Raw genomic sequence first — 12,307 nt, 5'->3', positions numbered from 1 at the left:
ATGTATCGTATTTTATGTTTGTGTCACCTGATCTCAATTTAATCGGGATGTCTAAGCATAATAAGTGCCAGATGAGAAAATGAAGATCGAGAACGCCTGGAAACCCGCAAATGCTCTTGCCTTGCCGGGATTGCCAAGCGAATGTAGTGTTGAACCTGTTCTCATTGCCTATGCAACGGGTAACGTTTGGTAACGTTGTGACATTGAGAATAACCCCAACTTTTAACATCAATGGTGATTTATGAAATTTGTGATTATCGGCGGAGATGCGGCGGGCATGAGTGCGGCAAGCCGGGCCAAGCGAAGCATGCCTGACATGGAAATAATCGTTCTGGAAAAAACCGAAGATGTCTCATACAGCGCCTGTGGCATGCCCTATAACATTGCCGATGCAAGTCGCGAGATGGACGACCTGGTGGTTCGCAGCGCCGATGTATTCCGGCAAAAACAAGACATCGATTTGCGCACCGGTCATGTGGTGGAATGTGTTGACCCAGGCAGCCGCTTGGTTTCCGGTACAATTCAAGGCACCCAGGCATCGTTCTCTTTTTCCTATGACCGGCTGCTGATTGCCACCGGGGGGCGTTCTATTATACCGGATCTGCCGGGATTCGATCTGCCAGGGGTATTGGCCCTGAAAAGTCTTAAGGACGGTAAAACCATCAAAACGTATCTTAACACCCATGCGGTAAAAAAAGCCGTGATCATCGGCATGGGGTATATCGGCCTGGAAATGGCCGAAGCGCTGCGGGCCCGGGACATTGCCGTGGACATGGTCAAACCCGGGCCAGACTTGTTGCCCTGGATGCCACGCGATCTGGCCGAAGTGATTGAAAAAGAACTTGAGGCCAATGCCGTTGGCCTGTATCCGGGCCATGCGATCAAAGCCATTGAAAAGGCCGAAAGCCAATTAAAAATCGTCTGTGAGGATAAAACCCTGACCGCGGATATGGTCCTGGTGGCCATCGGTATCCATCCCAACAGTGAAATCGCCAAAGATGCCGGCCTTGAACTGGGCCCCGGAGGGAGCATTGCCGTCAACCGCCGATTGCAGACCTCCGACGAATCGGTTTATGCGGCGGGCGACTGCGCCGATGCCATCCATGTGGTCACCGGCGAAAAAACCTGGATTCCCCTTGCGCTGCGGGCCAACCGGGCCGGCTGGGCTGTGGCCGACAATGTATGCGGCAAAACAGCTGAATTGGACGGCGTGGCCGGTACCGCCGTGTTCAGGGTATTCGATCTGGAGGTGGCCCGCAGCGGGCTTACCGAACAAGAGGCAAAAAAAGCCGGATTCGACCCGGTTGTGGTAACCATTAAAAGCCGATCCCGGGCCCATGCGCATCCGGGCTCGCAAACCATTTGGGTTCACCTGGTGGGCGACCGGCAAACGGGTCGGTTGCTCGGTGCCGTGATGGTCGGTCCCGAAGGGGTCGCCCACCGTATCGATGCGATTGCCGTAGCCCTGCATGCCAAGATGTCCGTGGCCACGTTTGCCCAGACCGACTTGGCCTATGCACCGCCGTTCAGCCCGGTTTGGGATCCCATGCTTACCGCGGCCAACCAGCTGCTTAAAAAACTCTAAACGCCCGGGGATGGGCCCAGCAATTGTAATGATGCCATGTCGAAATTTTCGATTACGATTACGAGCACCGCATAGCTGAAGCACGAGCACGACGTGCATTGGCGTTTTCGTGCTCGTGCTCGTAATCGTAATCGATCATCATTCTTTGAACCTGTTTGAAATAATCCGGCGCGATATCCTTCAGCGACATCCATTACCAGTTGCAAAAAGTAACGTTATATATGGCCAAAACGGTAACATATAGTAACGTTACAAAACATTCGTAATCCTGCCTGACGCTGTGTGAACGCTATCCATTACCAAATTAATATATTGTTATTTATAACAATACTATCAGTACCCCACACCTGGCACAGCATTTGATTAGATAGCCAACAGTTCCAGAAAACAACCTTACAACCAAGGAGCGTAAAATATGTGGAAACTGCTGCAAACGATTAACAAGAATCTGATCATTGCCATTCCGATACTGATGGTCGCAGGATTCATCACCGGCATATTCATCAATGCCGCCCCAATGAAACAGCTGATTGTTCCGTTCACGTTTTTAATGGTCTATCCCATGATGGTCACCCTGAAAATCAAGAAGGTGATTGAGGGAGGCGACACCAAAGCTCAGATTCTCACCCAGTTGATCAATTTCGGTGTAATTCCCTTCATCGCGTTTGCCCTGGGTGGGTTCTTTTTCAAAGACCAGCCGTATATGGCACTGGGCCTGCTCATGGCCGGACTGGTGCCCACCAGCGGCATGACCATCTCATGGACCGGATTCGCCAAGGGCAATGTTGAGGCGGCGGTGAAAATGACCGTCATCGGCCTGACCATTGGTAGCCTGGCCACACCGTTTTATGTGCGCGCCCTGATGGGGGCGAGTCTTGAAGTAAACATTGTCGCGGTCATGAAACAGATCGCCATCATCGTGTTCATTCCCATGATCGCCGGTTATATCACCCAGCAGACGCTGGTTAAAAAATACGGTCAAAAAGAATTTCAGACCCGCCTGGCCCCTCGCTTTCCAGCCCTGTCCACGGTCGGCGTACTGGGCATCGTGTTTATCGCCATGGCCCTCAAGGCCAAAGCCATTGCCGGCTCACCCCAGCTGCTGCTTTACGTACTGGCGCCGCTGGTGATCATCTATGCCCTGAATTTCTTACTCAGCACCGTGGTCGGCAAACTGCTGCTGCCGCGCAATGATGCCATTGCCCTGGTGTATGGCTCGGTGATGCGCAATCTGTCCATTGCCCTGGCCATTGCCATCAACGCCTTTGGCCCCCAGGGATCAAGCGCCGCCCTGGTGGTGGCCATGGCCTACATTATCCAGGTTCAGTCGGCGGCCTGGTACGTCAAATACGCCGACGCCATCTTTGGCAAGCCGGATGAAGGCAAGGCACCGGCCGGTGTTCCCGCCGGTCCTTCCATTCCCACCGTCGCCCCCAAACCGGCTGCCGCAGCCTGCGATACGCATCCGCTGGTACCGACCTTCCGGAACATCCTGTACGCCACGGATTTATCGGAAACGGCCCGCCATGCGGTGCGCTATGCCTGCAGCATGGGCAGCCAGTACGCTGCTGAGGTTCAGGTGCTGCATGTGGTGCCGGATCTTGCAGACGTGTACGCCTCGGAAACCGGCATCCGCTTGAAAGGCGGTAATGGCAATGGCCAGCCCGGTGGATTGAATCAGCAGGCCGTTGAGGATGCCATGCAGCGGATTCAGGAGCGGATTCGCGAAACCGCCAGCGGCGTCGTGGACGAGATTCCCCATTGCCCCCTGGCCGCAGATAAAATTCTGGTCAAGGTCGGCGATCCGGCTCAAAAGATCGTCGAGACGGCCACCAGCGGGAATTACGACCTGGTGATCATGGGCACCCACGGGCACAGCAAACTCGACGATCTGATGCTGGGCAGCGTGGCCCGGGATGTGGTTCACGCCTGCCCGGTTCCGGTACTGACGGTCAGGCTGCCGGGTTGATCCACGCCAAGGCAGCCCCAATGTAACAGGAGAAGAATCATGTCGGCCAAAACATCCGTGACCCATCGATTTGAACGGCTTGTGGCCAGCGGCGTTACCCTGGTGGATTTTGGTGCCAACTGGTGCGATCCCTGCCGCGCCCAGGCACCGATCATCAGGACCCTTAAAAAAAACTTCTCCAGCATGGCCCAGATCAAAATCATCGACATCGAGAAAAATTGCGAGATCGCGTATCAATTGGGAATCCAGAGTATTCCCACGATCATCATCTATCAGAACGGCCGCGAGGTGAAACGGTTCATCGGTCTTCAAAGTGGCGAAACCCTTGGCCGGGCGCTAAAGCAACTCGTTTAAAGGAGAAAATATGGGAACGTGCATCAATCATCCTGATCGTGAAACCCCTTATCTTTGCATGAAACACAAGATCTATCTTTGCGAAGAATGCCTGCATTGCAAGGACCCCAATGTGTATTGCAAACACCGCCCATCATGTCCCATCTGGTTTATGAGTAAACGTCAGGAGGGGTGGGCGGCCGAGGATCAGCAGGAGGCAGCCGCGGCCACGGTCAAGGTTTCCTTTCTACCGGACGGCCAGATTGTAGACGTGCCGACCAATACGACCCTTTTGGAAGCGGCCCGCCTTGCCGATGTGCATGTCAACGCATCATGCAACGGCAAGGGGTCATGTGGAAAGTGCAAGCTGGTGGTAACCGATGGGACCGTCAACGCACCGCCGACCCCACTGCTCTCCGATGGTGAGAAGGCCAAGGGCTATGTGCTGGCCTGCCAAAGCCAGGTTACCGGAGATGTGACGGTGAGTGTTCCCGAGGAAGTCATCCAACGCAAACTCAAAATCGCCGGCATGGGACAGACCGTTACCGAAGAAGTACATGGCCTGGTCGCCGACATCGATCCCATGCTGAAAACCATTCCCCTCACCCTCTCCCCGCCCACCCTTGCCGATTCGGTCAGCGACCTGGACCGCCTCAATCGGGGATTGAAAAAAGAGGGGTGCGATGTGGCACGCCTCAATGTGGGTCTGAAGGTCATGCGTCAACTGGCCGAGGCCGTTCGCCAGGACAACTGGAACATCACCGCATCGGTGATCCGCCGCAGATGCGCCAATGAAATTCTGGAAGTCAGGCCGGGCAACGGGGCATCGCCTTCCCTGGGACTGGCCATCGATGTGGGTACCACCACCATCGTGGTCTATCTGGTGGACATGCAAAATGGCACTGTGATCGCCGCCACTGCCGGTCATAACCGCCAGGCCGATTGCGGCGACGATGTAATCAACCGCATCGTCTGCGCCGAGAAAAACGGCGTGAAAAAGCTCAGTCGCATGGCCCTGGCCACCATCAACGATCTGATCGGCGAAGCCCTGGACAGTGCCGGTGCCAAGGCCGATGCCATCCACAACGTGGTCATCTCCGGCAACACGACCATGGCCCACCTGCTACTGCAGATCGAACCGCGTTACATCCGCCGCGACCCTTACATTCCCACGGTGTCGGACTTTCCCATTCTCAAGGCTGGCGAAATCGGCCTCAAGGCCAATCGCATTGCCGCGGTGTTCATCATGCCCGGCCCGGCCAGTTATGTGGGCGGCGACATCGTTTCGGGTATCCTTTACACCGGCTTTCATCGGGAGGAACCGATTACCTTGTTTATCGATGTGGGCACCAACGGCGAAATCGTACTGGGCAACCATGAATGGCTGATGACGGCGGCCTGCAGTGCCGGCCCGGCCTTTGAGGGCGGTGGTATCCGCTGGGGCATGCGCGCCGAGGAAGGCGCCATTGAAAAAGTGACCATCGATCCGGATTCGTATGAACCACAACTGACAACCGTAGGCGACGCCCCTGCAAGGGGGATTTGCGGGTCGGGCATGATCGACCTGATTGCCGAGCTGCTCAAAACCGGCATCATCGACCGTAGCGGCCGGTTCAACAAGGAGATAAACAATCCGAGGATCCGTGAAATTGGCGACGAGCTGGCCTACGTCCTGGCCTTTGCCGACCAGACGCCCATGCAGGAGGATATCATCTTTGCCGCGTCGGATTTGAAAAACCTGGTGTACAGCAAAGGTGCCGTGTACGCCGGCTTTACCACGTTGTTAAACGAAGCGGGAATGGATTTTTCCATGGTCGAGCGGGTCATTATCACCGGCGGATTCGGCCAGTACCTGAATATCGAGCAAGCTGTGGCCATTGGTCTGCTGCCTGATATTGCCCGTGAGAAATTTGCCTACATGGGCAACAGTTCCATCAAGGGCGCCTATATGGCCCTGATGTCCAACAGCTACCGTCAGGAAGCCAAGGAGATTTGCAATCGCATGACCTATGTGGATTTTTCCAGTAATCCGCGCTATATGGATGAATTTACCTCGGCCCTTTTTCTGCCCCACACGAATCTGGAGGCTTTTCCCAGCGTCGCTGGCTGACCTTAAGCGCGATTACCCCGAGAGGGCCGATACCGGTCCTCTCGGGCGGGGCCAAAAGATGACGATTGACCGTACTTTCTTTTTGAAAGGGCTTATCAATCCATGCTGGAATGCCGCAAGTGTGGTTTTAACAATCCGGAAAAAATGAACTATTGCGGCAAGTGCGGATCTTCGCTGAAATCGGGTGGCGCCGCACAGCCCGGACAAAACGCCGCCCCACTCCCGGGCTATGCCCGCCGTCAACCCAGGGATTATACCCCCCCTTTTCTCCTTGAAACGGTAATGCAATCCCGTCATGCCATGCTGGGTGAAAACAAGCGGGTGGCGGTTTTATTCGCCGATGTGGTCGGCATCACCCGGATCGCCGAAGCGTTGGACCCGGAAACCCTGCACCGATTGATGGATGGATGCTTTGAAATCCTCGGCGATGTCGTTCACGGCACAGGCGGCACGATCAACCAGTATACCGGAGATGGCATCATGGCGATTTTCGGCGCACCCATCGCCCTGGACGATTATGTTGCCAAAGCCTGTTATGCAGGGCTTGAAATCCAGCGGCGCCTCAAAGACTACCAGAAACGGGCATCCCGAACATGGAAAGTGAATTTTCAAATGCGCATCGGCATCCATGCCGGCCGGGTGCTGGTGGGCGCCATCGGGGACAACCTGCGCCTGGATTATTCCGCTATCGGCGACACCACCAACCTGGCGGCGCGGCTTCAGGCGTCGGCCGAGCCGGGCTGTATTCATGTCTCTAAGAAAGTGGCCGGCGCCGTCGGACATCTTTTCGATTTTGAAGATTTAGGCGCTCACCACCTGAAAGGAAAATCACGCCCACAACAACTATTTCGACTGCTGGCTGAGAAGACAACATCGGCGGTAGCTACCCGACCTGAAAGGTTGCCCTCGGTGGTGGTGGGAAGAGACAAACAGCTTTCACAGCTGGCAACCGCATGGGACCAGGCATGCACCAACGGACCGGTCACCGTGTCCCTCATCGGACCGGCAGGCATTGGAAAAACACGGTTGCTCACCCACTTTATCAATGAAGCCATCACGCAGCAGGCGTTTGTTCTGACGGGCAGTTGCAGAGCCTATGGTGCATCTGAACCTTTTCAGCTATTAATGAGAATGCTGGCCAGCACATTCTCATCAGACAGGCCAACAACCGGGAAGCCATCCGTGGCGTTCAGGCATCTGATCGAGAAGAGCGACAGACTTCTGGATCGATTCAACCGTGCCCGCAAACAGGCGGTTCATGAGGATACACTGCTGGAGGGGCGTAAGCGGACCATTTTTTCCCAGCTCAGCGAGCTTTTTTCCGCTGCCGCCAGAACGCGGCCGTGTCTGATAGCCATCGACAACTGTCAATGGCTGGATTCGTATTCCATTGAATTCCTATCGACCCTGTCGGTCAGTAAAAACACGCTTCCTTTATTGATTCTATGTGCAGGACGGCGTTTCAATACCCATCATCACTTGCACACATCCCAACGTGTCATTCAATTGGAATCTGTCGATTCCAAATCTGCCGTCGCCCTTTTCACCGCCGCCCTGGGCACAAACCATGTGGATGCCTTTTTAAGAAAGATCGCCATCGATCGCGCACAAGGCAATCCATTATTTATCATCGAGCTGGCCGAGTCCCTGATGCGCAACAATCAGATCGTCATCGACCGTCATCGGGCGTTTTTAAAATCACCCATGGATCAACTCAAACTGCCAACCGGTATCTATGATGTGCTGGCCGCCCGGCTGGATGCCCTGCCAGGAGATCAAAAGGTCCTGCTCCAAGTAGCTGCCGTTGCCGGCAGCACCTTTTCACGCATCTTACTGGGAAAAGTGATCAGGCCGTCAGTGGATCTGACCCAGGGCATCGATGCGCTGGAACAGGCGGCATTGATCCAGCGAATTTCTCCGACCGATCCCCATCAGTATCGATTTCAGCAACTGATGATGCGTGATGTCGCTTACGATATGATGTTGCGCCAGTCACGCAAAAAGATTCACCTGCAGATCGGTGAAGCACTGGAAGATTTGCACCGAGATCACTTGGTGGATGTAATCGGTCAACTGGCCTATCATTTTTATATGGCCAGCCACTGGGCCAAAGCACTGGCCTATTATCTGGAAGCCGGCCATCAGGCACGCCGTGTCTTTGCCTGCAACAATGCGCTGGTCTATTTCGACCGGGCCGTTGAGATACTGAAGACTCATCGCCCTGAAGACCATGCGACCATGTTGCCCAGTGTGCTGAACTGGAAAGGTCACATGCAGTACTGTGTCGGCCAGCTGGATGCAGCGCTGGAAAGTTTCAAAACAGTGTTGGCGTTGGCCGAGGCCGGAAAACATGACAGAATGATCGCCGAAGGATTGTTTCGTATCGGATGGGCCTACTTTTTTCTCCACAAACCCCGACTGGCCCGGAAAAAACTGATGGAAGCAAGAAAACACGCCCAAAAAAGCGGTCAAAAAGAAATTTACTGATTATCACGGATTTTGGGGAGGTCCTCTAAACCCCCCGAGTGACGCCGAAATAAGAAGATTTTGCAACCAATTCTCATGATATCGGAAGCCATTCAGTCTTTCTGCCGGACTTTGCAAGCCATGATACTTGGCGACCGTCCTCGGATTTGAAGGCGCAAAATTCTGGATGAGTGCCCATCCGCGAATACCCTGCTCGGCTGCCTCAAGACTTCCATGGAAATATTGGGTGCAGAATAGGTAACGATCCAATCGTTGCATGAGCCTATCGACCATGTTGCTTGTCCGATGCGCGCCGGGATGGTTATAAGCAATTGAAAATGAGGGAAGATTATTGCGCAGCTTTTCAAGCTTGGTCATGATGACAGATGGCATCTCACGGCAGGAAGCCCATTCGTGAAGACGCCTCACCCGTTGAGCAAAAGAGGCTTTGCTTTTAGCCTGATAGCAGCTCCACAGCTTATCTGAAACCAACCGGAAGATATCTTTGAACTTTTTCCGTGATCGATCTCGGATGGAAATGTAAAGGTGTAAAAAGCAGGAGATGAGCACCATAGCCGGGAATAATGACTTGAATGCGTTCATGGTTGGCATCCAGCCATCCGTGTTGCAGGTTTGCGGAGAGTAAGTCGGGTTCAAGTCCTGCGCTTCCTTTTTAAAAACACCATAGCCGGCCTCAAGGTCCTGTTGGCCGGCACTTTTCTTCACGGCCACGCCTAAAATGCAATCGTTGCCGACCGTGCAGGGCACATAGACCTTTTCGCCCTTGATTCGGCTGTGTTTTTCATCCGCGCTGATATGCTGGGGCAGGTATTCAGGGTTTTTAATGGAGGTGCCGATGAGGCTGTTTTTGCCAAGAGACGTCTCCATTCGGTACCAATACATCGGGTTTTTTCCGAAGCCGTAGGCTAACATCCAGAAGGGAACAGCAGCCTTGCGCAACATGAGAGGTTTTTCAACATCCTTTGTAAACCCAGTCATATAGGGCATAGCAAAGGCTGGACGTATCGTATAGGCGATGCCATCAACTTTAATACGGCGGATCCAAATCGACAGCTTTTTCGAACGATACTTATCTTTCATCCGATAGCCTTTGGAAAATGAAGGCGGAAACAGTTCTGGGAAAAGCTCATATTGCGCATCCAGAAATTTTCTGAAATCGACGGCCGAATTGATTTTGTTGTCATAGGGTTCTTGAGAAAATGGTAAACATATGGTTCTATTGAGTCGGGTGGTGGATGTTGCTGCATCTGCTTTTCCCATGTATAGTTAGAGACCTCCTTGCCAGGGTATGGTCTCTAACTATACAAAATCATTAATAAAAAGTCTAGTTGTTTAAATATTACGAAAAATCAACATGTTACACTAATGTTCATCCAGCTCCCCTAAATCCGTTATAATCAGGAAATTTATCTGAAGGCGACCAGTTTCCTCGGTTCGCTGCATTTGGTGCTCGGTAAGTTTCAAAGCGCACGGCAACTGCTGGTAGAAGCCTTGGATCTGAGCCAGGAGCAAATGGGGGTAGAGGCAAAAGCCTGGACGCTGGCTTCACTGATCAAGCACTACAACTGGACCGCTGAATTCGAAGAAGCGCTGGACCTTTGCGAGGAACTACAGGCCCTTAATCAAACGCTGCAAAGCCGCTATTTCGATAATTTTCTTCTGTTTCAAAAAGGATTGATCTACACCGCCACCGGAGAGTGGACAAAGGCGGAGCATTTGCTGAACAAAGGGCTGGCTCGCTGGGAAGCGGGAGATGAACGCTTCTGGCGCCCCCGAATGCTCAATACCCTGGGCTGGTTGAAAGCGCTGCAATGTATGCCGCAACAGGCGCTATCCCTGAACCGCAAGGCCTTGTCCGAAGCGCTGGAAAGCGGTGATCCGGAAACCATCTTCAGTGCCCGGATCAATATTGCCGAGAATTTCCTTCAGCTGAACAGGCTCGACAGCGCCAGACAGGAAATCGAAACCGTATGGAAAGAAATACGCTACCTGCACGACGTGTACAGCATCTGGCGTGTCAAAACCCGAGCACGCCTTGCCCTGGCTCGGCTTTACCTGGCCCGAAATGACTTACAAGCGGCCACCCGGCATGCCTATGCGGCCTTTCGAACCGCTAAAGAAACCGGCGCCACCAAACATCAGGTTTTGGCGCTTCATATCCGTTCGCAAAGTATTCGCCGCACCAATCCTCAAAAAGCCGAATTGTTTTCCAGACAGGCTATAACTCTGGCCAGGAAAATCAATGCCCCGTGGCTGGTCGATCTCTTGGAGGCAAAACCCTGTCGGGACGATACGATTAACGACCTCAAAACGTAAACAAGGTAATGCTTATTGTTAAATGCCTGCTTTCGAAAGGTGCTGACGATGACCTGTCTGTTCCCCGAAAACCCTCTGTTTTTGAGAAAAGTCGTCGATTTTATGGGTGATGGCTTGTTCATCCTCGATAATCAGGGGCAGATCATTTTCTGGAACCGATCTATGGAGCAAATCAGCGGATATACAGGGAGCGAGGTTGTCGGAAAAACCTGCAATCTAATCCCGTGCAATAAATGCTTTGGGAAAAAATGCCCTGAAGGGATCGATGCCTGCGGAATTTTCGAAAAGGGTGATGAAGTGCTGAAAGAGTGCACACTTCGCCATCGTGACGGTTTCGAAGTGCCTGTTATTAAAAATGCTGCAGCCATACAAGATGAGAATGGCAATTTTCTAGGGGTGGTGGAAACGGTCACCGACCTGACGGCGCTTCATCAGATGCGGCTGAAAGCCCAGGAGGCCGCACGGCGCAGCGGAACCATTGCGCAGCATGGAAAGATTGTCGGCAGCAGCCAAGAAATGCAAAAGGTTTACTCATTAATCGATGCTGCTGGGACCAGCGATGCCACGGTATTGATCCAGGGGGAAAGCGGAACGGGTAAGGAACTGGTTGCGTCGGCAATCCATGACGGTAGTCATCGCCATCAGGCGCCCATGGTTACCGTCAACTGTGCCGCGCTGCCCGAAAACCTTCTTGAAAGCGAGCTTTTCGGGCATGCCAAGGGGGCGTTTACCGGCGCTGTGAGTGATCGTATCGGACGATTCGAAGCTGGCAACGGTGGTACCATTTTCCTTGATGAAGTCGGCGAAATGTCTCCCTATATTCAGATCAAACTGCTGCGCGTTATTCAGGAAAAGGAAATCAACCGCGTCGGTGAAAATGGGAACCGTAAAATCAACATCCGGATAATTGCCGCAACCAACCAGAACCTTTATGAAGCGGTCCAGTCAGGGACTTTTCGAGAAGATCTTTACTATCGCCTCAAAGTATTTCCCATTCATCTGCCATTGTTAAGGCAGAGAAAAAAAGACATCCCGCAGCTCATCAACCATTTCATCGAGATAAAAAACTTAAGCAGCGGCAAACACATTCAAGGCGTTTCATCTGAAACCATGCGGTTTCTGCTGGATTACTCCTGGCCGGGAAATGTGAGGGAATTGGAAAACACCATTGAGCATGCCTTTGTTCTGTGCACGGGTGCAACCATTGAGCCAAATGACCTTCCCATAGAAATCCGGGATCCAACCCGCTCATCAACCATTGCCACAAACGAGAATAGCGCCTATCCGCGCCGAAGAAAGCTGACCAAAGCACAGCTGTTGGAGTGCTTGACCGCCATGGACTGGAACAAAACCGATGTTGCCCGACACCTTGGGTTGAGCCGCACATCCATATGGAAGTATATGAAAAAATATGGCATCCCCTTAAAACCGCCGAAAGATCGATAAATCCTCTAAAGAACCGATGCGGTCTGGAAAACACCGACCAAACCGCACCATTGATTAGCGA

General features: G+C 53.0%; 8 protein-coding genes. 7 read left to right on the top strand and 1 reads right to left on the bottom strand.

Features of this window, described 5'->3' with window-relative positions; all coding sequences use genetic code 11:
- Positions 1-241 precede the first annotated feature (241 nt).
- The 5 genes from Dvar_RS01285 to Dvar_RS01265 all read left to right on the top strand — a co-directional run bounded on the left by Dvar_RS01285 (position 242) and on the right by Dvar_RS01265 (position 8,484).
- On the top strand, positions 242-1,585 hold the full coding sequence (locus Dvar_RS01285) for an FAD-dependent oxidoreductase (protein WP_419659917.1): 1,344 nt from the start codon (positions 242-244) through the stop codon (positions 1,583-1,585).
- A 415-nt stretch (positions 1,586-2,000) separates the two neighbouring features.
- A complete protein-coding gene (locus Dvar_RS01280) occupies positions 2,001-3,554 on the top strand; it encodes a universal stress protein (protein ID WP_419659916.1) in 1,554 nt (517 codons plus the stop codon).
- A 39-nt stretch (positions 3,555-3,593) separates the two neighbouring features.
- Positions 3,594-3,908 (top strand): thioredoxin family protein, encoded by a 315-nt coding sequence (locus tag Dvar_RS01275; protein WP_419659915.1) that lies wholly within the window; start codon positions 3,594-3,596, stop codon positions 3,906-3,908.
- Positions 3,909-3,918: 10 nt separating this feature from the next.
- Positions 3,919-5,997, top strand: a complete 2,079-nt coding sequence (locus Dvar_RS01270) for an ASKHA domain-containing protein (RefSeq protein WP_419659914.1) — start codon at positions 3,919-3,921, stop codon at positions 5,995-5,997.
- Positions 5,998-6,099: 102 nt separating this feature from the next.
- Positions 6,100-8,484 (top strand): adenylate/guanylate cyclase domain-containing protein, encoded by a 2,385-nt coding sequence (locus Dvar_RS01265; RefSeq protein ID WP_419659913.1) that lies wholly within the window; start codon positions 6,100-6,102, stop codon positions 8,482-8,484.
- A gap of 3 nt (positions 8,485-8,487) precedes the next feature.
- Here Dvar_RS01265 and Dvar_RS01260 read toward each other — a convergent pair whose 3' ends face one another.
- Positions 8,488-9,744, bottom strand: a complete 1,257-nt coding sequence (locus Dvar_RS01260) for a hypothetical protein (RefSeq protein ID WP_419655564.1) — start codon at positions 9,742-9,744, stop codon at positions 8,488-8,490.
- A gap of 186 nt (positions 9,745-9,930) precedes the next feature.
- Here Dvar_RS01260 and Dvar_RS01255 point away from each other — a divergent pair, with 186 nt between their 5' ends.
- The gene (locus Dvar_RS01255; RefSeq protein WP_419659912.1) at positions 9,931-10,800 is read left to right on the top strand and encodes a tetratricopeptide repeat protein; all 870 of its coding nucleotides are present in this window, start codon (positions 9,931-9,933) and stop codon (positions 10,798-10,800) included.
- A 48-nt stretch (positions 10,801-10,848) separates the two neighbouring features.
- Complete coding sequence (locus Dvar_RS01250; protein WP_419659911.1) at positions 10,849-12,246, top strand: sigma-54 interaction domain-containing protein; 1,398 nt, start codon at positions 10,849-10,851, stop codon at positions 12,244-12,246.
- The last annotated feature ends 61 nt before the right edge of the window (positions 12,247-12,307 follow it).

The sequence above is a fragment of the Desulfosarcina variabilis str. Montpellier genome, assembly GCF_048565275.1.
Lineage (GTDB): Bacteria > Desulfobacterota > Desulfobacteria > Desulfobacterales > Desulfosarcinaceae > Desulfosarcina > Desulfosarcina variabilis.
This window is presented reverse-complemented; position numbering and strand designations above follow the sequence as displayed.

Coding starts and splice junctions, on each gene's coding strand:
- Dvar_RS01250 (WP_419659911.1), top strand. CDS start 10,849: ATGACCTGTCTGTTCCCCGAAAACCCTCTGTTTTTGAGAAAAGTCGTC.
- Dvar_RS01275 (WP_419659915.1), top strand. CDS start 3,594: ATGTCGGCCAAAACATCCGTGACCCATCGATTTGAACGGCTTGTGGCC.
- Dvar_RS01280 (WP_419659916.1), top strand. CDS start 2,001: ATGTGGAAACTGCTGCAAACGATTAACAAGAATCTGATCATTGCCATT.
- Dvar_RS01270 (WP_419659914.1), top strand. CDS start 3,919: ATGGGAACGTGCATCAATCATCCTGATCGTGAAACCCCTTATCTTTGC.
- Dvar_RS01285 (WP_419659917.1), top strand. CDS start 242: ATGAAATTTGTGATTATCGGCGGAGATGCGGCGGGCATGAGTGCGGCA.
- Dvar_RS01265 (WP_419659913.1), top strand. CDS start 6,100: ATGCTGGAATGCCGCAAGTGTGGTTTTAACAATCCGGAAAAAATGAAC.
- Dvar_RS01260 (WP_419655564.1), bottom strand. CDS start 9,744: ATGGGAAAAGCAGATGCAGCAACATCCACCACCCGACTCAATAGAACC.